The sequence below is a fragment of the Nonomuraea dietziae genome (assembly GCF_014195505.1).
Classification (GTDB): domain Bacteria; phylum Actinomycetota; class Actinomycetes; order Streptosporangiales; family Streptosporangiaceae; genus Nonomuraea; species Nonomuraea roseola.
Map to the genome: position 1 here is coordinate 6798987 of NZ_JACIBV010000001.1, position 22377 is coordinate 6821363.

The 22377-nt window shown below is 67.2% G+C and carries 23 protein-coding genes; 9 read left to right on the top strand and 14 right to left on the bottom strand.

Going from position 1 to position 22377, the window contains the following annotated elements:
• Nucleotides 1-314 precede the first annotated feature (314 nt).
• On the top strand, nt 315-1826 hold the full coding sequence (locus tag FHR33_RS32510) for a sensor histidine kinase (protein WP_183655865.1): 1512 nt from the start codon (nt 315-317) through the stop codon (nt 1824-1826).
• 79 nt (nt 1827-1905) lie between these two features.
• Here the strand turns inward: FHR33_RS32510 and FHR33_RS32515 are convergent, their stop codons facing one another.
• Both FHR33_RS32515 and FHR33_RS32520 read right to left on the bottom strand, forming a co-directional pair.
• The gene (locus tag FHR33_RS32515; protein WP_183655868.1) at nt 1906-2160 is read right to left on the bottom strand and encodes a WhiB family transcriptional regulator; all 255 of its coding nucleotides are present in this window, start codon (nt 2158-2160) and stop codon (nt 1906-1908) included.
• A gap of 278 nt (nt 2161-2438) precedes the next feature.
• Entirely contained in the window at nt 2439-3374 is a 936-nt protein-coding gene (locus FHR33_RS32520) for a diacylglycerol/lipid kinase family protein (RefSeq protein ID WP_183655870.1), read from the bottom strand.
• 255 nt (nt 3375-3629) lie between these two features.
• Here FHR33_RS32520 and FHR33_RS32525 point away from each other — a divergent pair, with 255 nt between their 5' ends.
• Nucleotides 3630-4004 carry a hypothetical protein gene (locus FHR33_RS32525; RefSeq protein WP_183655872.1) on the top strand — a complete coding sequence of 125 codons (375 nt, stop codon included), beginning with the start codon at nt 3630-3632 and terminating at the stop codon, nt 4002-4004.
• Here FHR33_RS32525 and FHR33_RS32530 read toward each other — a convergent pair.
• From FHR33_RS32530 to sodN, 3 genes are all read right to left on the bottom strand, one after another.
• Nucleotides 4001-4780 (bottom strand): RNA polymerase sigma factor SigF, encoded by a 780-nt coding sequence (locus tag FHR33_RS32530; RefSeq protein ID WP_183655874.1) that lies wholly within the window; start codon nt 4778-4780, stop codon nt 4001-4003. The genes FHR33_RS32525 and FHR33_RS32530 overlap by 4 nt on opposite strands.
• Nucleotides 4781-4797: 17 nt before the next feature.
• Nucleotides 4798-5208 carry an ATP-binding protein gene (locus FHR33_RS32535; protein WP_183655876.1) on the bottom strand — a complete coding sequence of 137 codons (411 nt, stop codon included), beginning with the start codon at nt 5206-5208 and terminating at the stop codon, nt 4798-4800.
• A 119-nt stretch (nt 5209-5327) separates the two neighbouring features.
• The gene (sodN, locus tag FHR33_RS32540) at nt 5328-5729 is read right to left on the bottom strand and encodes a superoxide dismutase, Ni (protein ID WP_221241347.1); all 402 of its coding nucleotides are present in this window, start codon (nt 5727-5729) and stop codon (nt 5328-5330) included.
• Nucleotides 5730-5804: 75 nt separating this feature from the next.
• Here sodN and FHR33_RS32545 point away from each other — a divergent pair, with 75 nt between their 5' ends.
• Complete coding sequence (locus FHR33_RS32545; RefSeq protein WP_183655878.1) at nt 5805-6101, top strand: S24 family peptidase; 297 nt, start codon at nt 5805-5807, stop codon at nt 6099-6101.
• Here FHR33_RS32545 and FHR33_RS32550 read toward each other — a convergent pair.
• Nucleotides 6071-6487 carry a CGNR zinc finger domain-containing protein gene (locus FHR33_RS32550; protein WP_183655883.1) on the bottom strand — a complete coding sequence of 139 codons (417 nt, stop codon included), beginning with the start codon at nt 6485-6487 and terminating at the stop codon, nt 6071-6073. The genes FHR33_RS32545 and FHR33_RS32550 overlap by 31 nt on opposite strands.
• A 154-nt stretch (nt 6488-6641) precedes the next feature.
• On the opposite strand from FHR33_RS32550, the gene FHR33_RS32555 reads away from it, so the two are divergent.
• From FHR33_RS32555 to FHR33_RS32565, 3 genes are all read left to right on the top strand, one after another.
• A complete protein-coding gene (locus tag FHR33_RS32555; RefSeq protein ID WP_183655885.1) occupies nt 6642-7832 on the top strand; it encodes an NAD(P)-dependent malic enzyme in 1191 nt (396 codons plus the stop codon).
• A 133-nt stretch (nt 7833-7965) separates the two neighbouring features.
• The gene (locus tag FHR33_RS32560) at nt 7966-9324 is read left to right on the top strand and encodes an NsdA family TPR-like regulatory protein (RefSeq protein WP_183655888.1); all 1359 of its coding nucleotides are present in this window, start codon (nt 7966-7968) and stop codon (nt 9322-9324) included.
• Nucleotides 9325-9518: 194 nt separating this feature from the next.
• Entirely contained in the window at nt 9519-10298 is a 780-nt protein-coding gene (locus tag FHR33_RS32565) for a hypothetical protein (RefSeq protein ID WP_183655891.1), read from the top strand.
• A 43-nt stretch (nt 10299-10341) separates the two neighbouring features.
• On the opposite strand, the gene FHR33_RS32570 is transcribed toward FHR33_RS32565, so the two are convergent.
• The 4 genes from FHR33_RS32570 to FHR33_RS32585 all read right to left on the bottom strand — a co-directional run bounded on the left by FHR33_RS32570 (nt 10342) and on the right by FHR33_RS32585 (nt 16649).
• A complete protein-coding gene (locus FHR33_RS32570) occupies nt 10342-11883 on the bottom strand; it encodes a trypsin-like serine peptidase (protein WP_183655894.1) in 1542 nt (513 codons plus the stop codon).
• A 199-nt stretch (nt 11884-12082) separates the two neighbouring features.
• Nucleotides 12083-13693 carry a trypsin-like serine peptidase gene (locus tag FHR33_RS32575; RefSeq protein WP_183655897.1) on the bottom strand — a complete coding sequence of 537 codons (1611 nt, stop codon included), beginning with the start codon at nt 13691-13693 and terminating at the stop codon, nt 12083-12085.
• A gap of 452 nt (nt 13694-14145) precedes the next feature.
• A complete protein-coding gene (locus FHR33_RS32580; protein WP_183655900.1) occupies nt 14146-15744 on the bottom strand; it encodes a trypsin-like serine peptidase in 1599 nt (532 codons plus the stop codon).
• A gap of 350 nt (nt 15745-16094) precedes the next feature.
• Nucleotides 16095-16649: a TetR/AcrR family transcriptional regulator gene (locus FHR33_RS32585; RefSeq protein ID WP_183655902.1), complete on the bottom strand. Its 555-nt coding sequence runs from the start codon at nt 16647-16649 to the stop codon at nt 16095-16097.
• 84 nt (nt 16650-16733) lie between these two features.
• Between FHR33_RS32585 and FHR33_RS32590 the strand changes: the two genes are divergently transcribed.
• Together FHR33_RS32590 and FHR33_RS32595 are read left to right on the top strand one after the other, a co-directional pair.
• Nucleotides 16734-17252, top strand: a complete 519-nt coding sequence (locus FHR33_RS32590; protein ID WP_183655904.1) for a carboxymuconolactone decarboxylase family protein — start codon at nt 16734-16736, stop codon at nt 17250-17252.
• Nucleotides 17249-17437 carry a hypothetical protein gene (locus FHR33_RS32595; RefSeq protein ID WP_183655906.1) on the top strand — a complete coding sequence of 63 codons (189 nt, stop codon included), beginning with the start codon at nt 17249-17251 and terminating at the stop codon, nt 17435-17437. Before FHR33_RS32590 ends, FHR33_RS32595 begins: the two co-directional genes overlap by 4 nt.
• Before the next feature lie 48 nt (nt 17438-17485).
• Here FHR33_RS32595 and FHR33_RS32600 read toward each other — a convergent pair whose 3' ends face one another.
• The 4 genes from FHR33_RS32600 to FHR33_RS32615 form a co-directional block, all read right to left on the bottom strand.
• A complete protein-coding gene (locus tag FHR33_RS32600; RefSeq protein ID WP_183655908.1) occupies nt 17486-18379 on the bottom strand; it encodes a hypothetical protein in 894 nt (297 codons plus the stop codon).
• 96 nt (nt 18380-18475) lie between these two features.
• Entirely contained in the window at nt 18476-18997 is a 522-nt protein-coding gene (locus FHR33_RS32605; protein WP_312895819.1) for a hemerythrin domain-containing protein, read from the bottom strand.
• Nucleotides 18998-19230: 233 nt separating this feature from the next.
• Nucleotides 19231-20388 carry a trypsin-like serine peptidase gene (locus FHR33_RS32610; protein WP_183655912.1) on the bottom strand — a complete coding sequence of 386 codons (1158 nt, stop codon included), beginning with the start codon at nt 20386-20388 and terminating at the stop codon, nt 19231-19233.
• A gap of 306 nt (nt 20389-20694) precedes the next feature.
• Nucleotides 20695-21762 (bottom strand): trypsin-like serine peptidase, encoded by a 1068-nt coding sequence (locus FHR33_RS32615; protein WP_183655915.1) that lies wholly within the window; start codon nt 21760-21762, stop codon nt 20695-20697.
• Between the two features lie 317 nt (nt 21763-22079).
• On the opposite strand from FHR33_RS32615, the gene FHR33_RS32620 reads away from it, so the two are divergent.
• Nucleotides 22080-22367: an SSI family serine proteinase inhibitor gene (locus tag FHR33_RS32620; RefSeq protein ID WP_183655917.1), complete on the top strand. Its 288-nt coding sequence runs from the start codon at nt 22080-22082 to the stop codon at nt 22365-22367.
• Nucleotides 22368-22377: the final 10 nt, after the last annotated feature.

The window sequence follows — 22377 nt, forward strand, 5'->3', positions numbered from 1 at the left end:
GATTGGCCCGAGCGGTCAACCGCAGGCAAGTGCGGTGCGCGGGTATGCGGGCGTGCCGGTCGAGCCCGCAGGGCGTGCTCGTCCCATCGCGCGCGTATCCGGGCAGCTCGGGCTGATTGTGAAGGATATCCATCGCCGCACGTGCGACGGCAACCGAGGCCGCTGTGAGGGCCGTGGCGACCACCTCCTGGGCGCGGGGACCGCCGTGCGGTGTGACGGTTCTCACAATGTGAGATGCCCCAAAACCCGCCCTGTCGTACCTTCGCGCGTGCTGCGAGTTGGTTGTTAGGGCGGAAAGCACGCATGATGCACTCGTGCCGACTCTCAGCGACCTGGTCGTCCGCCACACCGCGCTCGACGCGGCGGACCTCGACTGGCTGCACTCGCTCGTCTCCGACTGGCAGCTGCTGGCCGACCTGTCGTTCGCCGACCTCATCCTCTGGGCGCCGCTGCTGGAGCGCAGGGGCCCGAAGGTTCTCGACGAACCGGGCGCGGGCGGGGACCAGGGCTGGATCGCGATCGCGCAGATGCGTCCCACCACCGGCCCGACCGTCTATCACGACGACATCGTCGGCACCGTCGCGGCCAAGGGGGAGCGGCACCTCATCGACACCGCGTGGCACGAGCGGCGCATCTGCCGCGAGGGCGACCCCGACTGGTCGACAGGGGTGCCGGTCCGCGAGGAGACCATCCCGGTACGGCGGGCGCTGCCCAACGGCGAAGGCCGCTTCCTGGGCGTCATCCAGCGTTCGACCAACCTGTCGTCGGCCCGCACACCCTCCCGCCTGGAGCTCACCTACCTGCAGAGCGCCTCCGACCTGGCCCAGATGGTGGCGGAGGGGCGCTTCCCCTTCTCGGGCGAGGAGCCGATCCTGGTCCGCTCGCCCCGGGTCGGCGACGGCCTGCTCAGACTCGACCGCGCCGGCAGGGTGACCTACGCCTCGCCGAACGCGCTGTCGGCCTACCGGCGACTCGGCCTGCACGCCGACCTGGTGGGCGCCGAGCTCGGCAGGCTGACCGCCGCTCTCTGCTACTCGGACGAACCGATCAACGAAGACCTCATGATCGTGGCGAGCGGGCGGGCGGCCAAGGAGACCGAGGTCGAGTCGGGCGGCACGATCGTGCAGCTCAGGGCGATCCCGCTGATCGTCGGCGGCGGGCGCATCGGCGCGCTGGTGCTCATCCGCGACGTCACCGAGCTGCGCAGGCGCGAGCGCGAGCTGATGACCAAGGACGCCACGATCCGCGAGATCCACCACCGCGTCAAGAACAACCTGCAGACCGTCGCGGCCCTGCTGCGCCTGCAGGCGCGCCGCCTTCAGGTCCCCGAGGGACGCGAGGCGCTCGAAGAGGCCGTACGGCGGGTCGGCTCGATCGCCATCGTGCACGAGACGCTGTCGATGGCGCCGGAGGAGTTCGCCGACTTCGACGAGATCGCCGACAGGGTCATCGCGATGGCGGGGGAGGTGTCGGCCCCCGAGGCGGCGGTGACGCCGCGAAGGGTCGGCACGTTCGGGGTGCTTCCCTCGATCGTCGCGACCCCGCTGGCGATGGCGCTGACCGAGCTGCTGCAGAACGCCCTGCAACACGGCAGGCCCCGGCGGCTGCAGGTCGTCGTCGAGGCCAGAGGCGACAGGCTGAACGTCGTGGTGTGGGACGACGGGCGCGGACTGCCCGCCGACTTCGATCTCGACAGCACCACCAGTCTCGGCCTGCAGATCGTGCGCACACTCGTGGAGGGAGAGCTGTCGGGCAAGCTGGCCATCGAGCCGCGTCACGGGGGCGGGACCGAGGTCACGCTGTCGATCCCGCTGCCCACCTCGTGACCGCGGCGGTGCGGTGACCCCGCGGGGTCACCCGCCTGGCGGGAACGGCTCCCTCGCCAGGCGTCGTCAGGTGGTGCGGTCAGGCGGTGGCGCGGGCGCGGGCACGAGCGTTGCGGCGCTTGAGGGCGCGGCGCTCGTCCTCGCTGAGACCGCCCCAGACGCCGGCGTCCTGGCCGGACTCCAGGGCCCACTTCAGGCACGAGTCGACGGCCGAACAGGAACGGCAGACCTGCTTGGCCTCTTCGATCTGCATGAGCGCGGGGCCCGTGTTGCCGATCGGGAAGAACAGCTCAGGGTCCACGTCACGGCAGGCAGCTCGGTGGCGCCAGTCCATGCGTCCACTCCTTCGTAGATGGAGCCGCTGTGCCCGGCTCCGTGCGGGTCTACTTTGTGAAGAGTTTCACTAACTAGCGCGAGCAGGTACCCGTGATCCTGTTTGGATCCGGGGGGAGTGCCCGCGCCCGTCCGTAGGGCCTCGGGGTAGTTAAAGGTCCTACGTTCCGACGTCAGTGATGAGACTTCCAGCCACGCTGAGTACACGCAAGAGGTTTGGCGCTAAGTTTTGGCGGATATGGATGTCGGATGCATCACACAATGACCGAATGTAACCGTCTAGACCAGAACTTGTAACGCGTCCGGGACAGATCGGAACGTTACGGACTCGCGTTCGCCCAGGTAGTCACCGTCGAGCTGAAAGGCGACGGGACGCTCTGCCGAGAGGGTGAACTCGGCCTCGTCGTGGAGCTGCACGAGGTGCCTGCCCCGTGGAAGGGTGTCACGCTCCGTGAGGATCTGCCGGATGATCGAGGTCATCGAGGGCAGCCCCATGCGCTGGAGCCCGAGCAGGTCGAGCCCGGTCTCGAAGCTCGCCCACGGGGTCGGCTCGACCGGGCGCGAGCCCACGTAGGTCCACGGCGAGGTGTTGGAGATGATCGCCATGAAGACGCCCTCCGCCGCGGGGATGCCTGGACCCTTCACGGTCATCGCGGCGTGGCGTTTGTCGGTGGCCAGATAGTGGCGCACAGCGGTGTTCACGTAGCGTGCGGGGGTCGCCTTGCGGCCCGCGCCGCGCAGGCCCTCCACCGCGCGGATGACCTCGGCGTCGTAGCCCATGCCCGCGCAGAAGGTGAAGTAGCGGCTCTCACCCTCCCAGAGGGCCTGGCCCAGGCCGACGGACCTGCGGCGATCCTCGCGCAGGGCCTCCAGGGTCGCGCCCGTGGCCTCGATGGGGTCGTTGGGCAGACCCAGGGCGCGGGCGAAGACGTTCGCGCTGCCGCCGGGGATCACGATGAGCGCGGGGCGTTCGGCCCTGCCGCCGGCGTTGAGCAGGCCGTTGACGGTCTCGTTCACGGTGCCGTCGCCGCCGAGAACCGCGACGGTGTCGTAGCCCTTGGCATGGGCGGTGCGGGCCAGCGCCGCAGCGTGCCCCCTGTAGCGCGTCTCCTCGACGGTCAGGTCGACGGCGGCACCCAGCGCGCGGATGAGCACGTCACGCGTGCGGCGATTCGTCGTCGTCGCCTTGGGGTTGACCAGGAGCATCGCGCGCATACGGCCAGCGTAGCCAATGATCCATGTCCGGCTTGTCCGTATAGCGGCCTAGAGAGGCGCGTGTCGCATTTTCGGGTCTTGGTCCGTCTTGGCCGCCCGGTGGAGAGGGCGAGGGCAGGGGCCGGGATGATGGGGGCGCCCTGACGTGACGGCGACCGGCCGGAGTCCTGCTGGAGTAGCGTGGAGGACGGTCGGTCACCGGTGAGCGACGGTGGCCTTGAGCCCGCTTATGCCGTACAAGAGGAATGAAGAAGCATGCGCCCTTGGAGCTTGGTGGCCGCCGCTGCGATCGTGGCGGCAGAGGGACTGGTGGCGCTCGGGCTCGGGGTCTACGCCCTGGTCGGCACGCTGGCCGGTGAGGCCACGGAGACCACCGCCGCGCTCGCCGAGGCCGCGTTCGGGCTGCTCGTCGGGGCGGGGTTGATCTGGGTCGCCGTGGGCGGCCTGCTCAGGGCCGAACGGTGGGGCAGGGCGCCCGGCGTGCTGACCCAGATCTTCCTGATCCCCGTGTCGATCACGGTGATGCAGTCGGGCTGGCCCGCGATCGGCGTGCCACTGCTGGCGGCCGCGATCGCGGGCCTCGGCACGCTGCTGGCGCCGCCGACCACCAAGGCGTTGTACGGCGACTAGTCCTCGGCCGTCAGCCCCTCGCGCAGCTGCGCGAGCGTACGGGCCAGCAGGCGCGAGACGTGCATCTGCGAGATGCCGAGCTCGGTGGCGATCTGCGACTGCGTCATGTTGCCGAAGAAGCGCAGCAGCAGGATGCGCTTCTCGCGCGGAGGCAGCCGTTCGAGCAGCGGCTTGAGCGACTCGCGGTACTCCACCCCCTCGAGCGACTCGTCGACGATGCCCAGCGAGTCGGACACGGCGGGCGCGTCGTCGTCGCCCGAGTCGGGGGCGTCGAGGGAGACCGTGGAGTAGGCGTTGGCCGACTCCAGACCCTCGAGCACCTCTTCCTCGGTCATCTTCAGGAACGCAGCCAGCTCGGCCACGGTCGGCGCGCGCCCCTCACGCTGCGACAGCTCGCTGATCGCCTTGGTCAGCGACAGCTTGAGCTCCTGCAGCCTGCGCGGCACGCGCACGGCCCAGCCCTTGTCACGGAAGTGCCGCTTGATCTCGCCGACGATGGTCGGCGTCGCGTAGGTGGAGAACTCCACCCCGCGCGCCAGGTCGAACCTGTCGATCGACTTGATCAGGCCGATGGTGGCGACCTGGGTCAGGTCGTCGAGCCATTCGCCCCTGTTGCGGAAGCGCCGGGCCAGGTATTCCACCAGGGGAAGATGAAGCTCGACCAGTTCGTCCCTGATGCGCTGCCTGCGCGGCTCTTCCGGGCCCAGCTCGGCCAGCTCGGCGAAGAGCATGCGGGCGCGCACCCTGTCGGGCACGGCGTGGTCGCTGGCGGCCATGGCTCCAGTCCTTTCCGTCACGCCGGCCTCGCCGCGCCTCGGCGCTTACGCAGGACGATCGCCATGCGGTCGGGGGAGTCGGTCACCGCGTCCACGTCGTCGGCCAAGGCCGTCAGCACCATCCACGCGAAGTCATCGCGTTTGGGCGCGGAGCTGCCCACGGTCGCGACCTCCACCCTGACCTGCATCTCCTGCCCTGTCAGCTCGAACTCGGCCGTCAGGTCGGTGCCGGGCACGGCTTCGTTGAGCAGCATGGCGCAGGCCTCGTCGACGGCGATGCGCAGGTCCTCGATCTCGTCGAGCGTGAAGTCAAGCCGTGCGGCCAGGCCGGCAGTAGCCGTACGGAGCACGGACAGATACGCGCTCGCGGCGGGCAGTCGGACGCTCACCACATCACGAATCACGCGCGCCTCGGTGTCCTCGGTCACGTTCCTCCTCGCGTATAGGACGCTCTCTGCAACTTACCGCCACCGGGACCCGATTGGCGGATTCAGACGCGCCAACCAACGAAAAAGGCCCCGCGACCGCGGGGCCCTTCCTTGACGGTTCAGGCCGCCTTCGTCTCCCAGAAGATCTTGGAGATCTCGTCGATCTTACCGAGCAGCTCGTCGGCCTTATTCACGTCGACCGTGCCCTTGCCGCCGGCCGCGCCCGCGAGCTTGGTGGCCTCCCAGAACAGCTGGTGCAGCTGCGGGTAGGTCTCCAGGTGCGGGGGCTTGAAGTAGTCGGTCCAGAGCACCCACAGGTGGTGCTTGACCAGCTCGGCGCGCTCCTCCTTGATGGTGAGGGCGCGGGAGCGGAAGACCGGGTCCTCGTTGCCTGCGTACTTCTCCATGATCGCCTTGACCGACTCGGCCTCGATCCGCGCCTGGGCGGGGTCGTAGACACCGCAGGGCAGGTCGCAGTGCGCGGAAGCGACGTGCTTGGGTCGTAGCAGTCGTGCGAGCATCAGAAAGTCCTTCCTTGATGCTGTATCAGCTTGGTCCGGTTACCGACCTTACTCGCGTAGGGAGATCATGAGCCCATGAGGGTCCGTGTCGAAGGTGACTCCATGCGTCCCGCACTCCTGCCGGGGGACTGGCTCCTGGTACGGCGTGGCGCAAGGGTTCAGCCGGGCGACCTCGTCGTGGCCAGGCTGCCCGGCGACCCGGCCCAGCTGATCGTCAAGAGGGCCCGGTGGCACGGCGCCGAGGGCTGGTGGCTGGAGAGCGACAACCAGCGCGCCGCAGGACGCAGGGACAGCTGGGACTTCGGGCCCGTCGCCGACATCGTCGGCACGGTCGTGCTGCGCTACTGGCCGCTCCTGCGCCGGGCCCGGTAGGCGGCCACGTTCGCCCTGCTGGCGCAGCGCTCGGAGCAGTAGCGGCGCGAGCGGTTGGACGAGGTGTCGACGAACACCCGCGAGCATCGCGCAGCCTGGCAGACGCCCAGCCTGTCCACGCCGAGCTCGGTCACCACCGCGGCCAGGCCCATCACCACGCCGCCCTCCGCCAGGTGCAGGTGCCAGCGCTGCCCGTCGTGCCCCGAGATCTGCGGACTGACCGGATGGCGCGCGAGCAGGTCGTTGAGCAGTTCGACGGCCTCCCGCTCCCTGCCGGCCGCGGCGTGCGCGAAGACGGTCGTCAGCTCGGCGCGCAGGTCGCCCTCGTCCGGCAGCTCGCCGTTGACCAGCAGGACGGCCAACTCCGCGTATGAGGTCAGATCCAACCTGTTAACACTCCTTACACATGGCCGCGTCTCAGTATGTGGCAGAATCAAAAAACGGGTGACCCCCGTACCCCCTCACGAAGACGCCCTGCGTACGACACCTCTCGTGCCGCGTCTGGTTCGTGTCCGTTTCCGATGAACTACTGGGGTCGCTGTGGCTGTCACGCCCGCTTCTGCATCTCTCGAATCCCTCGACCTGGATCCGGCCTTCGCCCTCCACCGCGGTGGCAAGCTCGAAGTCCGCTCCACCATCCCCGTCCGCAACGCCGACGACCTCTCCCTCGCCTACACGCCGGGGGTCGCCAAGGTCTGCTCGGCCATCGCCGAATCCCCCGAGCTGGCCAGGGACTACACCTGGGTCTCCAACGTGGTGGCCGTCGTCTCCGACGGCACCGCCGTCCTCGGCCTCGGCGACATCGGCCCCGCGGCGGCCATGCCCGTGATGGAGGGCAAGGCGCTGCTGTTCAAGGAGTTCGCCGGCGTCGACGCGGTGCCCCTCTGCATCGACTGCACCGACGTCGACGCGATCGTCGAGACGGTCGCCAGGCTCGCGCCGTCCTTCGGCGGCATCAACCTCGAGGACATCAGCGCGCCGCGCTGCTTCGAGGTCGAGGACAGGCTGCGCGCCCTCCTCGACATCCCCGTCTTCCACGACGACCAGCACGGCACGGCGATCGTCGTCCTCGCCGCGCTCAAGAACGCCGCGAGGCTCACGGGACGGCCGCTGTCCGCGCTTCGGGCGGTCGTCGCGGGGGCGGGCGCCTCAGGCGTCGCCGTCACCCGCATGCTGCTGAACGCGGGCATCGGCGACATCGCGGTGTCCGACTCCAAGGGCATGATCTATTCGGGGCGCTCAGGGCTCAACCCCTACAAGGAGGCCCTGGCGGCCGACACCAACAGGGCGGGCTTCACCGGCTCGACCGCCGCCGCGCTCGAGGGCGCCGACGTGTTCGTCGGGCTGTCGGGCTCGACGGTGCCCGAGGAGGCGATCGCCTCGATGGCGCCCGACTCGATCGTGTTCGCGCTGTCCAACCCCGACCCCGAGGTGCACCCGGCCGTGGCCGCCCGTTACGCGCGGGTCGTGGCCACGGGACGCTCCGACTTCCCCAACCAGATCAACAACGTGCTCGCCTTCCCCGGCGTCTTCAGAGGGGCGCTCGACGTCCGCGCCACGACCATCACCGAGAACATGAAGGTGGCCGCGGCCTCGGCGCTGGCCGACGTGGTCGGTGAGGCGCTGAGCGAGGACTACGTCATCCCCAGCCCGTTCGATCCCCGTGTCGCTCCCGCCGTCATCGCCGCGGTGTCGGAGCAGGCGCGGATGGACGGCGTCGCCAGGCTCTAGCCACCACCGTTGTGGCGCTCTCTCAGCGGCGAAGTTTGTCCTTCCTTTGTGGAACGGCACCGCGCGGGTTACCTTGCGTGCTACAACTGGGACGCTCTGTAATGACGTGCGACTCTCCGCTGAGGGGGAGCCCATGGAACGTGAGGTCAACCGGCCGCTTCAGGCCCTCATCGCCGAGGCGGGCTTCTCCCACAAGGGGCTGGCCCGCAGGCTGAATGATCTGGGTGCCGCTCGCGGCACTCCGGGCCTGAAGTACGACCACAGTTCCGTGCTGCGCTGGATCGGTGGTCAGCGGCCCAGGGACCCGGTTCCCTGCCTACTCACGGAGATCTTCGCGCTCCGTCTCGGCCGCAGGGTTTCGCCGGAGGATCTCGGCATGCCGGCCATCACTACTCCCCTCCACCTCGGGCAGGAGTTCACTCACACGTGGCGGGAGGGAGTCGCGACAGTGACTGCACTGTGGCGGGCGGACGTGGAGCGACGCAGGTTTCTGCTCGACTCCACCTTCGCGATAGGGGCAGGGTCGGTAGGGGCCATCCGCTGGCTGACGTTCCCCGAGGAGAGTGAGCCGACCGGGAAGGGCGGGCGCAGGGTCGGCTTGGCCGACATCGCCGCCATCCACGAGGTCACCCGCTCCTTCGGGGAGCTCGACAACAGGTTCGGCGGCGGCCGCGTGCGCTCCGCCGTCGTCAAGTACCTCGACACCGCGGTCACACCGCTGCTCAGAGACGGCTCGTACGGCGATGCCACCGGCAGGCGCCTGGCCTCAGCCGCCGCCGAGCTCACCAGGCTGGCCGGCTGGATGGCCTACGACCTCGAGCAGCACGGTCTGGCCCAGCGCTACCTCATCCAGGCCCTGCGCCTGGCCCGCGGCGGCGGCGACGACGGCCTGGGCGGCGAGATCCTGGCAGGGATGAGCCACCAGGCCCTCTACATGGGCCAGCCGGCCCACGCCCTCGACCTGGCGCGCGCGGCCCAGCAGTCGGCCCGCAGGTCGGGCATCGACACCCTCATGGCCTCCTGCCACGTCCTGGAGGCCCACGCCCACGCGGGTCTCGGCGACACGACCTCCTGCGCGAGCTCGCTCAACGCCGCCGAACGCGCCTTCGAGCGCAGGAGCGAGGGCAACGAGCCGAGCTGGTTGTCCTACTTCGACGAGGCGTACCTGTCGGCGAAGTTCGCCCACTGCTTCAGAGACCTGGGCGAGGGCGAGCGGACCGTCCGGCAGGCCCGCAGATCGCTGGAGATGGACGGACGCTACGTGCGCGGGCGGATGTTCAACCTCTCGCTGCTGGCGGCCGGGCTGCTGCAGTGCGGGGAGCTGGAGGAGGCCTGCAGCACGGCCACGGAGGCGCTGGCGTTGGCGGGCGAGCTGCAGTCGGTCCGCACCCGCTCGTACGCCTCGGACCTACGCCGCAGACTGGAGCCCTACCGCTCGGAGCCCTCGGTGATGGAGCTGAACGAACGCGCCAAGGACCTACTGCCGGTCTGATCGAACGCACGCCCGAGACGGGCCTGTGATGCCTGCTGGTCCCAGAGCGCATTCGGGTCCTCTGGCGGTGGGCTGGCGTCCAGCTCGGCCCGCCTTCCGGTCACCGGTCACCGGCTGTCGGCGCGAGTTGTCATCAGCGGCAATTCGTACGTACGGCCAGCACTCGCTGGATGTTCGACGTAACGTAGCGTGACATGTCGATCGTGCTCGATCTGATGCTGGCTCGTCCGGTGGCGGTCGTGAAAGCTTGCGTGGACGATGCGCAGGCGGCTGGCTCAGCGGAAGTCATCCTGAGGCGACCCGAGGGCGCGGTGATCTCCGTGGGGTCGCAGGTCGTTCTTCTCGCGCTGCAGATGAGCGAGGCACCTTCTCGACGCGAGTCGTGGGCTCGACAGGTCGCCGAGCTCTGGTTGGACTACCGGTGCGCGGTGAACCTCGTGGTGCTCTGCCCGGATGATCGGGTCGCGGCATGGGCGGCGGAACGCATCATCACCGGATTCCACGGCTATGAGCTGCGACCTCGGGTGTTCGCCCCAGGCGGTCTCTCGTCCTTGTCGGCTTCCGAGTATCCCGAGTTGGCCATCGTCCTTGCCATGCTGCCCGGCTTGGGCGGCCAGGCCGCAGAATCCTGGTGGATGCCACCGAGGCGTATGGCCGACAGCTTCACCGACTTCTACCAGGCAGCCTCGGGCGAGGCGCAACGGACGTTGGTGGAAGCGCTCGACGCCGCTGTCGGAGCCGAATACGCCGATCTCTTGACGTACCTCCGGGACTGGGTCCGGGGCTTCAACGAGGGACGAGCGGAATCGGTTCTGCGCGTGCTGGAGATCCGGGGAATGACGGTTCCCGACGACGTGGCTGCCCGCGTGCGAGCCTGCATGGACACCGAGCAGCTGCGGGATTGGTTGATCCGGGCGATTGCGGCCGACTCCGTCGATGAGCTTCTCCCCGAGGCCGCACCCGGATCGAGATGACAGCGGCCCGGCTCGTGAAGAGCCGGGCCGCTGTCGCGCGTTTCTACTGCAGAATCTCGCCCTTGGGGCCGACGACGGCCTTGGTCTCCGCGTACTGCGCCTTGTTGTAGACGTCGGCGGTCTCACCGTCGAAGTACGCCGAGCTGATCATGTCCACGCGGTCGTTGCCGTCCTGGTCGTGGAAGAGGCTGGTCACGCCGTTGACGTAGCCGAGGCGCTTGCTGTTGTTGTACTTCAGCAGCCAGGGGCCGCCGTCCGAGCCGCCGGTCAGCGAGCACTTCAGGGCCTGGTGGGTCTCCACCCTGAACGAGTTGACCTGGTAGGTCTTCGTGCCCGTCTTGCCGTAGCAGTACTTGGGGGTGACCCCGGTGTACGGCTTGTCGCCGTCGGGGTGCGGGTCGGCGGGGTAGCCGAAGACGAAGACGGGCTGCCCGGTCGGCTGGTTCCACGCGATGCCCTGCCCGCCCACGGCGTCCCCGAGCTTCCCCGCGTCCTTGGCCATGCCGATGATGTAGTGGTCGCGGAAGTACCGGACGGTCTTGCCCGACTTCACCCACTGCTTGATGTAGTAGTGGCTCTCGTACCAGGCGATCTCGGCGCCGTTGCTGACCTCGGCGTGGAGCTTGCCGGGGAACTTGCCGTCGGCCTTGAGCTTGGTCAGCTCCTGGTACTTCTCCTTGCTGATGGGCGTCGGGCCGACCTTCTCGTACTGCTCGCCGTTGACGTTGGCCGTGGTGCTGGGGGCGGCGTCGCCGTACTCCTTCTCGGTCACCTCGACCTTGGTGAGGGTCTTCTCGCCCTTGTAGTCGTGGCCGACCTTCTCGGGGGTGACGTCGAAGTCCTTCGACCAGTACGGCCCCGCGGCGCCGTACTTCTCGAAGCCGGTCTTGTACTCGTCTTCCTTGATCTCCTCGTGCTCGACCCACTTGTCGCCGGCCCAGTCGGTGAACTCCCCCTTGGGGACCTCGCGACTGCCGGTGAGGGAGAACCCGTTGTGGACCGCGACGAAGGCGAAGTCCCCGTCGTAGTCGTCGTAGGTGTCGAGATCGTAGGCGGTGAAGGCGTACGCGCCGGAGAAGACGCCGAAGGGCGCCTTGCCCTGGTAGTAGCCGGGGACGAAGACCCACTTGGCGAAGACGTCACGCCCGTGCTCGTAGACGCAGTGTCCGGCGGTGGCCACGAGGTTGCGGTGCCTCGACTGGATCGAGGTGGCCGAGCACCAGCGGTACTCGCCCTTGCGGTCGACGAAGAAGACCTTGCCGAGGGTCCTGGGCAGGTTGACGTTCTTCACCTTGCCGCCGGTCTTGGCGGCCCCGGTGGGGGCGACGATGCCGGGCTTGCCGTCATCGGGCTGGTCGGCGCTGACCTTGACCAGCTTGGTGACGTCCTTGGAGTCCCAGTGGTACTGCGTGGCCTTCCTGAGCGCGGCGCCGTTGGCGTTCAGCCAGAACTTGGCGGTGCTGTAGGCGTCAGCGGGCTTGGGGGCCAGCGGGTCGGTGACCCAACTGGGAGCGGCGGCGGCGGGTGCGGCCAGCGCGGCGGCGGTCAGACCGGCAGCGGCAAGGGGGATGAGCAGGCGCTTCAACGGGGGGCTCCACAAATCAGCAAAAGGGGTGTTAAGACCCTACCGACCCTCGTGTCTCTCCCGTAAGGGATCTTTCCTGAGGGTTTGCTCCAGGCATCGCGCTGTGTCCCCGGAAAAGGCCGAAGGGCCCGGCAGATGCCGAGCCCTTCGGATGAAGCAGATGAGTTGGGGTTTGGACCCCCAGCTCAACGTTGACGTGTTACGGCTTGGGGAACGGGAACATCGGGCCCGAAGCCGTGTTCGCAGCCGCCTTGTAAACGGTGTTGGTCTCACCGTCGAAGTACGGGCTGGAGATGTAGTCAACGCGGTCGTTGCTGTCCTGGTCGTTGAAGGTGCTGGTGACACCGTTCACGTAGCCGAGACGCTTGGCGTTGCTGTACTTCAGCAGCCACGGGCCACCGTCAGCACCGGGGGTCATGGCGCACTTCAGCGCCACGTGCTCCTCGATCTTCTTGGCGGCCGAGCCGACCAGCTTGGCGCTGGTCTTGCCGTAGCAGTTCTTCACCGTGACACCGGTGTACGGCTTGGAGCCGTCGGGGTGCTCGGCGTAGGGGTAGCCGAAGGTACGGACGTACTTGCCGGTGGGCTGGTTGTACGCGAAGCCCTGGCCACCGACGACGTCGCCGAGGCGGCCGTTGTCGACGAACTTGACGTCCACGACGTAGTAGGTCTCCACCCAGTAGCGGGTCTGGGCGGTCGCCTTGACCCACTTCTTGATGTAGAACTGCTGCTTGAACCAAGCCGTGGCGTTGCCGTTCTTGTCCTTGGTGACGGTCAGCTCACCCAGGAACTTGCCGTCAGCCTTGGCGGCGGACAGCTGGTCGTACTCTTCCTTGCTGATCGACAGCGGCTGGCCAGTCATGCCAAGGAACTTGGCGTTGTTGTCCAGGCCGTCGGGGGCAGCGGTGTACTGACCCTTGGTGACCTCGACGCCGACCAGCTTGACGCCGTTGTGGCCGTCCGCGTCCATGTACTTCGCGGCGTCGGCACCGGAGTTGACGTCGGCTGGCTTGGCGACGGTCTCGACCTTGGGGTCGACAGCCTTCGACTTGAACGGGCCGTTCTCGCCGTACTTGTCAACGCCCGCGGTGTACTCCGCAGCCGTGATGTCCTTCTCGTCCACCCACTTCGGGCCGACGTGCTTGTCGAACTCGCCCTTGGTGACCTGAGCAGCCTTGCCGGCGCCGCCGCCAATGCCGTTGTAGACGGTCACGAACGCGTAGTCGCGGTCGAAGTCCTCGTAGATCGAGAAGTCGTAGTGCGTGAAGGCCTGCTTGCCGACGTAGATGCCGTAAGGAGCCTTGCCCTGGTAGTAAGCCGGGACGAAGACCCAACGAGAAACAACCTCGTTGTTGGCAGCCAGGTCGTACACGCAGTGACCGGCGGTGGCGACCAGGTTCTTGTAGTTGCTCTGGATCGACGAACCGGTGCACCACTGCAGCTTGCCGTCGCGGGTCTCGAAGAAGACCTTGCCGATGGTCTTCGGCACGTTCACGTTGTGAACCTTGGCCGCGACCTTCTTCTCCTCGCCAATCGGGGCGACGACGCCCGGCTTGGTGTCGGCGACGTACCCGCCCTTCTGGACGAGCTTCTTAACTTCCTTGTAGTCCCAGTGGTAGGCCGTGGCCGACTTCAGGGCGGCGTTGTCGGACTTCGTCCAGAAGTCGATGATGTCCGCGACCTGCTGAGCGCTCTTGGCGAGGTACTCGTCAGTCGGAGCCGGGGTGGCCGAGGCGGTGCCAGCGAGGCCGGCAGCCAGCAGACCGGTGGCCAGAACGGCACCACCAGCGGGGAGGAGGATGCGCTTCAAGGTAACTCCTTGCGCTGTCGTGGGGCGCCTCTTGCGCCCCAGTCGTCAGTAAAGGGATAGCCAGGAACATACAGTGCCGATCTTGGAAACAGGAAGCCGCTTTGGCGGGAAAAGGCCGCACAAGTCGGGCGTGATCGTTCTGTGATGTTTGAGTGGCTGAAGCGCAGGTACGGTGCGGGTGGGTGCCTTGGTGATGTTTCCGCAGATCACCATAAAGATGTTGTTAGTGTGGCGAATGAGGTTGGAGTGCTGGCGTCACGCGGCGTGAGTTGCTGATGTGACACAGATCACATTGCCCAGATGGCACCGTTTCGGGCTCCGGTGCGTCGAAGGGGCCAGCAAATTTCGATCAGACCGCTCGAAACGCAGAAGGGGCCCGACGATGTCGGGCCCCTTCTGGTGTTGCAACCGAGCGGAGAGTCACCTCTCAGCACGGGTCGTGCAGCTCGGCCTTAGCCGACGATCTTGCCGGACCACACGTTCGCAGCGGCCTTGTAGACGGTGTTGGTCTCACCGTCGAAGTACGGGCTGGAGATGTAGTCGACGCGGTCGTTGCCGTCCTGGTCGTTGAAGGTGCTGGTGACACCGTTCACGTAGCCGAGACGCTTGGCGTTGCTGTACTTGAGCAGCCAGGGGCCACCGTCGGCGCCCTCGGTCATGGAGCACTTCAGCGCGATGTGCTCCTCGATCTTCTTGGCGGCAGAACCGACGGTCTTGGCCGTGGTCTTGCCGTAGCACCACTTGGGGGTGATGCCGGTGAAGTTCTTGTGACCGTCGGGGTGCGCCGCGGCCGGGTAACCGAACACGCGGACGTACTTGCCGGTGGGCTGGTTGTAGGCGAAGCCCTGACCGCCGACGGCGTCGCCGAGACGACCGGCGTCAGCCGCCTTCACGTCCTGCACGTAGTAGGTCTCGACCCAGTAGCGGAACTGCTCGCTGGTCTTGATCCACTTCTTGATGAAGAACTGCTGCTTGTACCAAGCAGTAGGCTGCTTGTTCTTGTCGAGGTCGACGGTCAGCTCGCCCAGGAACTTGCCGTCGGCCTTGGCCTTGTTCAGCTCCGCGTACTCTTCGGCGCTGATCGGCTTCTTCTCGCTGAGGCGGGTGAACTTGTCGTTGTTGTCCCAGCCGTCGCCAGCCGCCGTGTAGACCGACTTGAGGACCTCGACACCGGTGAGTTGGACGCCCGCGGTCGGGCCCTTGCCCAGGACGTAGTCCTCGATGTTCTTGCTGGACACGTCTGCGGGCTTGGCGACGGTCTCGACCTTGGGGTCGACGGCCTTCGACTGGAACGGGCCGTTGATGCCGTACTTCTCGACACCCGCGACGTACTCGTCCCTGGTGATGGTCTTCTCGTCGACCCACTTGGGGCCGGCGTGCTTCTCGAACTCGCTCTTGGTGACCTGGCTGGCCTTCGAGGCGTCGATCTTGATGCCGTTGTAGACCGTGACGAACGCGTAGTCGCGGTCGAAGTCCTCGTAGACGTCGAAGTCGTAGTGCGTGAAGGCCTGCTTGCCGACGTAGATGCCGAACGGCGCCTTGCCCTGGTAGTAACCCGGGACGAAGACCCACTTCGACATCGTGTCAGCGTTGCCGGCCGTGTCGTACACGCAGTGACCGGCCGTCGAGACCAGGTTGCGGTAGCGCGACTGGATCGAGGTGGCCGAGCACCACTTGCGCTCGCCCTTGGAGTTGACGAAGAAGACCTTGCCGATGGTCTTCGGCATGTTGACGTTCTGCGACTTGGTCGCGGTCTTCTTCTCTTCGCCGATCGGGGCGACGACGCCCGGCTTGGTGTCGGCGCTGTAGCCGCCCGTGCTCTTGAGCTTGGCGACGTCCTTGCTGTCCCAGATGTTCGACTCGGTGGCGGCCCTGAGAGCGGCACCGTTCGACTCGGCCCAGTACTGGGCGATGGACTGGGCGACCGCGGCGTTCTTCGCCATCGGGTCGCTCGCGACGTCACTGGTCGCCTGGGCGGTACCAGCGAGACCGGCAGCCAGCAGACCGGTGGCCAGGACGGCGCCGCTGGCGGGAATGAGGATGCGCTTCAAGGGAACTGCTCCTTGCTCTGTCGTGAGACGCAACATGCGTCCCATGCGTCAGTAAAGGGATAGCAAGGACCATAACCCGGTGATCTTCGCAGGTGAAAGCCGTTGTGGGCCCTTCGTCGGGAGCCCCAACCTGCGTGACCTTTCCGTTATCTGTCAGACATGATCGCGCCCGGTATCCGGTAAGCCACGTTCCCGCAGGGCCCCAAGGGGTTGTGGCGAATGGGACAAAAGTGCTGTGAGTGAGGCAGCACTCTCTGTGATGTGTTGTATGTGACGCAGATCACAGGAACTTGGTGGCACCGAAATCGGTCTCGCCCCGTCTAATATCTCTCGATCTTGCCAGGAAACGTTCAGGAAAGCCCTGATTTCGCGTCCTGGAAGGTGCTCAGGAGAGCTTCGGCGACGGCTCGGGCGTGGTGCGCGGGCGCCGTCGAGCGCTCCCGTACGGCGGTGACGATGGCCCCGTCCATCAACAGCACGAAGGAGCCGGCCAGTTCGGCGCGGTCGTCCAGCAGGTCGGCGACATAGTCCGTGACGCGTTCCTTGTGCTCGGCGGCGGCTCGGTGGGCGGCGCTGGCCGGGTCGGCGGTCTCGACCATGGTGTTGATGAAGGCACAGCCGCGGAAGTCGGCGCGGGCGAAGCGCTCGGCCAGGGCGTCGAAGACGTTGAGGGGCTGCCCGCCGAGCGCGTCCACCCTCTCGGTCAGCCATGCGCGCCACGCCTCGTCGCGTCGCCGCAGTACCGCGACGACCAGGTCGTCCTTGCTGGGGAAGTGGCGGTAGAAGGAGGCGCGGCCGACGCCGGAGACGCTCAGGATGCGTTCGACGCCGACGGCGCGGATGCCTTCGGCGTAGAAGAGGTCGTCGGCGGTGGTCAGCAGGCGCTCGCGGGCGTTCGTGGGCATGGCGTCAGGTTATGCGGGTCTTGCCAGGAATGGAACCGATCGGTACCGTCCTAACGGAACCGATCAGTACCGTTTGGAGATGACATGCCACGCCTGCCGCAACTCACCGAGGATCCTGACGGCCTGCTGGAGGAGACCCGCCGCCAGCTCGGACGGGTGCCGAACCTGTATGCCACCCTCGCCAACAGCTCCGCCGCCCTGTCGGGCTACCTGGCCATGCGCGACCGGCTGTCCAAGGGGGTGTTGAGCGCCAGGCTCAGGGAGCAAATCGCGCTGCTGGTGGCGCAGGAGAACGGCTGCACGTACTGCGTAAGCGCCCACACCCTGCGCGGCAGCCGCATGGGGCTGACGGACGAGGAACTTCTCGGCACCCGCGCCGCCCATGACGCCGACCCTCACGCCGGCGCCGTCCTGGCGCTCACTCGGGCCATCGTCCGTACGGCGGGCCGCATCGACTCCGCGGACCTGACCGCCGCCAGGGCGGCAGGGGTGACGGACGCGGAGCTCGCCGAGATCGTCGCGCACATCGGGCTCAACACGCTGTCCAACTACTTCAACCACGTGGCCGAGCCCGAGCTCGACTTCCCGGAGGTGAGCGCGTGAACCGCGAGTGGAGGACAGGCTCCGTCGAGCTGATGGACGGCTACGGCCTCGAGGGCGATCTCAGCGACGTGCTGTTCGCGATCGAGGGCGGCTTCGTGAACATCAGGGTGCCGGGCGTCGACCACACCCAGATCGTCTCGGCCCCCGCGGTGCGCGCCATCACCTGCCGCTCGTCTCCGACCTGATGCCGTGAGGACGAACCAGCCTCGAGTAGCCGAGGGTGCGGAACGACATCACTCGCTGTCGAACAGCTCTTCAACGCTGTCAGCTGTGATCGACTTCGGGAACCACGCACTCAGCTGGTCGGCGTCGGAGCAGTCGAGGATGCGCCTCTCCGCCTCGGGTGAGACGTCGATGCCTCGGGTGCGGAAGGCGAGGATGATGTCCTCGGCCCTGGTTGTGGCGACACCCCGGGCGACACCTTGGGCCTCGCCTTGGGCGACCCATTGGCGGACGTAGTCGCTCTTGTACTCGTCGGTGCCGAGTGCCATGAGTCCCTCCACGAACTTCCGCGCGGCTACCTTGGGTAGCAGTGCCAGTACGACATCAGCATATGTCTTGCCCAGACCGTCGGCCATGAGCGGCGCCGCCTTGTAGAAGACGTCCATGGCCTCCTGCCCCGCAGGTCCTGGGTCGCGCCCATGCGCGACGACGGACAGCGCGGCGAGCTCAGGCTCGGCGATGGCCTGCGCGACGTCCGTGATTCGCGGCAGATGGTCAGGGCCCATGACCAGAGGGGCGAGTCTCCATCCTGGGTGCCCCATGTCGATGGGGGTGGCGCATTCGCTGGCCGTCTTGCTGCTCAGGCACATCACCAGCAGCGCGGTGTCGCACTGCAGGCGGGCGCGAAGGGTGGCCAGGTAGACCGGCCAGCTCCATCGCTTGTCCTCGTCGGGCCGCAGCTGCACCTCCACGATCACGCCGAGGACCGGTTTGCTCTCGGCCCTGTGCACGATCACCGCGTCGGCTCGATACTCGGCGGGCTTGCAGTCGGCGAGGCTCTCCGACTCCAGGCGCACCTCGTCGTGGGTGGCCAGAACCACGCCCCGCTCGCGGATCAGGGTCGCCGCGAGCGTGGGCCGCTTTCGGAAGAGATCGATGACGGTCCCGTGAACTATTGACGGCACGCGACGACCTTACCGACAGTTGTCGTTTGATGACGGTCGGTTGGTGATCTGGGTGGACATGACTGTGGGCCGCCCCTGAGGACGGCCCACAGTCATTCAGGCAGGGCGCTGGCCGGACATCTTCAGGAAGTCCGGTTTCGACCGCTCCCACTCCGGATCGTTCAGTGAGTTGAGCGCCTCGACGATCTGTCTCTCCTCAAAGGAGAAGTGCGACTCCACGATGGCGGACAGGCCGTCGAGCTCCCGGCGCACTCGCTCCGCCTCGTTCTCGTCGAGGTCGGCGTCGAGGTCGCCGACCAGGGCCTCGATCCTGCGCAGGATGCCCGCCACCAGGTGGTGATCCTCCTGCAGCTTCTCCAGCGTGGGCCGCAGGGCGGGGAACTCCTCGGCCAGCGTGGGGAAGGCGTTCTGGTCCTCGCCCGTGTGGTGCCGTTCGAGCGCCGAGCAGAAGGTCAGGCAGTGGGCCCGCAGTTCGCGTGGGCGCCGGCCCTCCCCGTCGAGGAAGGCGTCGACGTTGTCGCGAAGCCGGGACAGCTCCTCGCGGAGCCAGTGGTGTACTTCGATGAGCTGGGTGCCGAACGCGGCGAGGCGTCCGGTCGGTTCGATGCGTGGTTGCACAGGTTTCCCGTGTTTTCGACGCCTCCGCGCCCACGACGGTCTCTTTGCCGGGTGCACTGCGACGCTGACGCGGGATCTCATCACCATCCGGGCGATACGTCAAGCGCCCCGAGCCCGCATGGGCGATTCGTCAAGCGCCCCGAGCCCGAAAACGAAGAGGCCACAGCGGGGGTGGACCCCACTGTGGCCTTGGCCGAGCCCCGAAGCGCGTGAGCGCCTATCGGGCGAAGGGCCTACTTGTAGAGCTCGCCGTCCTTGCCGACGATCTTGCCCGACCAGCGGTTCTTGGCGGCGTTGTACACGGCGGCCGTCTCGCTGTCGAAGTACGGGCTGGAGATGTAGTCGACGCGGTCGTTGCCGTCCTGGTCGTTGAAGGTGCTGGTGACACCGTTCACGTAGCCGAGACGCTTGGCGTTGCTGTACTGCAGCAGCCAGGGGCCGCCGTCGTAACCGGGGGTCACCGGGCACTTCAGCGCCACGTGCTCCTCGATCTTCTTCGCGGCCGAGCCGACCGTCTTGGCCGAGGTCCTGCCGTAGCAGTTCTTCGGGGTGACGCCGGTGTACGGCTTGCTGCCGTCCGGGTGCGGCGCGTACGGGTAGCCGAAGGTGCGCACGTACTTGCCGGTGGGCTGGTTGTAGGCGAAGCCCTGACCGCCGACGTTGTCGCCCAGGCGGCCCGCGTCCTCGGACAGCAGGATGTACTTGCCGCCCCACTTCGGGCCGACGAAGCGGTTGTAGTCGCGGCTGTCGACCTGCTTCACGCCGGTGAAGCGGATGCCGTTGTAGACGGTGACGAACGCGTAGTCGCGGTCGTAGTCCTCGTAGACGTCGAAGTCGTAGTGCGTGAAGGCCTGCTTGCCGACGTAGATGCCGAACGGCGCCTTGCCCTGGTAGTAGCCGGGGACGAAGACCCACTTGGACATGGTGTCGGCGTTGCCGTCGGTGTCGTACACGCAGTGGCCCGCGGTGGCGACCAGGTTCTTGTAGTTGGCCTGGATCGAGGTGGCCGTGCACCAGCGGGGCTGGCCGCTGGCGTCGAGGAAGAAGACCTTGCCGACGGTCCTGGGGATGTTGATGTTCTGGCCGGTGCCGGAGCTCACGGCGTTGCCGGTGGGAGCGACCATGCCGGGGCTGCCGTCGGGGGTGTAACCACCCTTGCTGACGAGCTTCTTGACCTCGCTCGAGTCCCAGTGGTAGGCGCTGGCCTGGCGAAGGGCGGCGCCGTTCGACTTCCACCAGAAGGTCGCGATGGAGGCGGCCTCGCCGGAGTTCCTGGCCATGGGGTCGGAGGCGATGTCGCTGGCGGCCTGGGCGGAGCCGGCGGAGAGGCCAGCGGCCAGGAGACCGGTGGCCAGGATCGCGCCACCAGCCGGGAGGAAGATGCGCTTCAAGGTATAACTCCTGGATTCCTTTGCGCTGACCGTGACGCCTCTTGCGCCCCAAGAGTCAGCAAACGGACAGGCAGGAACCTACAGGCAGGGGTTTGGTCCTGTGAATTTCCCGACGATCAGGTCAAGGGACAAGTCGGGCGTAGCGCTCGCACTGTGACCTGTCCGAGATCAGCGGACGGCGGATGGTCTGTGCTGATCAGCATGCCTATGACGCGGGAGTGATCAAATGGTTGCCAGTGTTTCATGTGACTTGAGTCACATTTCGCTGATTCCATGATCGCACCGTGGCCGGGAGGGCGCGGGGAGTCAGGTGGTGGCGTCGTTGGCGGCCTGATCGTAGACCTCGAACGTCGTCGGCGTGAAGTACGGCGAGGACACCGCATCGTACTTCGCCGCCGCGTCGAGGTTCCACGTGAGGCTGTTGATCCCGTTGAGGAAGCCCAGCCCCGTCGAGGCCCGGTAGCCGAGCATCCACGGGCCGCCGCTCGCGCCGGCGCTGAAGTCGCATCCCGACAGCAGCACGCCGTACTGCAGGTTGCGGGTGGGGTTGACGGTCCGCTTGGTCTTGCCCTCGCACGACTTGAGCGTGCGGCCGTTGAAGGGCTGCGACCCGTCGGGCTGGACGCCGGCCGGGTAGCCGAAGGCGGCGACCTGGTTGCCCGTCTTCTTGCCTACGGTGAGGCCCTGGCCGCCGACGTTGTCCTCCAGGCGGCCGACGTCCTTCATGACCGCCTTACCGTCCTCGGTCACCCAGCGGAAGCCGTGGTGGACCGAGACGAAGGCGTAGTCGTAGTCGTAGTCGCCGATGGCCGCCCAGTCCTCGTGCATGTGCAGGGTGGAGCCGACGTAGATGCCGTGCGGCGCGTCGCCGTCCTTGCCGGGGCTGGGGACGAAGATCCAGTTGGCGCTCTTGCCGAGACGGGGGTCCCACGCGCAGTGGCCGGCGGTGGCGACCAGGCTGCGGTTCTTGGCGGCCACGGCGCTGGCCGAGCACCAGTACTCCTTGCCGCCGAGTTGGAAGAAGACCTTGCCGATGGTCTTGGCGGCGCCGCCCTTGGCCGGGGCGGTCGGCTGGATGTCACGCGCGGTCGCCCGCCTGGACACGCCGTTGGTCAGCACCGAGCCGGCGGAGGAGGAGGGCGAGGAGGACGGGGTCGAGGACTTGGTGCCGGGGGTGGCGGGGGAGTAGCTGTCGGCGTCCTTCAGCCGTTCGGGCTTCCAGTACTCCGCGACCTTGCGCATCTCGGCGTCGGACTTGGCCAGCGGCTCGGCGTAGACGTAGTCGGGAGGGGCGGCGACGGCGTGGGAGGTCCCGGTGAACATGGGCAGCATCAGCAGAACGCCGCTGCTGGCGGCGATCGCGAGTTGCCTCATGCGGGGGATCATGAATTGCCTTCCTTGCGCCGTAACGGGTGATTTTTCCAGATCGTCGGCGTAATTGCAGCCTGGATAGGGGATCGTTATCTGATCAAGAAACCCAATAGGTACTGTATATCCAGCGTGTCGATCGTTGTCGCAGCTCAGAACGCCAAGAGAGTCTTTTGATCATGAAGAGACTCGCATGTCTAGCCGTGCTGTGCGGTACGGCTTTCGCTGCCACTCCGGCCCTTGCGGCCACCGCTTCTTCGCCCGAGTCCGTGTCCGCCTCCGGGGCCGAGGCCGCACCGCCGAATGACCCCAGACTGCGGCGGATGCTGCTCCTCGTCGCCGACAAGCGTTTCACGGTCCTCATCTGCGACCCCGGCCAGGTCCACCGCTCCACGCACCCGAAGGCGAGGCAGGCCTGCGACGCCCTCGCAGCGGTCGACGGCGTGCCCAGCAGGCTCAAGCAGGCCGGCACGATCATGTGCACCATGGAGAGCGACCCCGTGCCCGTCTCCGCGATCGGCATGTGGGACGGAAGGCTGTCCATGCACATGCGCACCTACGGCAACCGCTGCGAGCTGGGCGTCTCGACCGGCCCTGTCTTCGACTTCTGAGCGGGAAGGA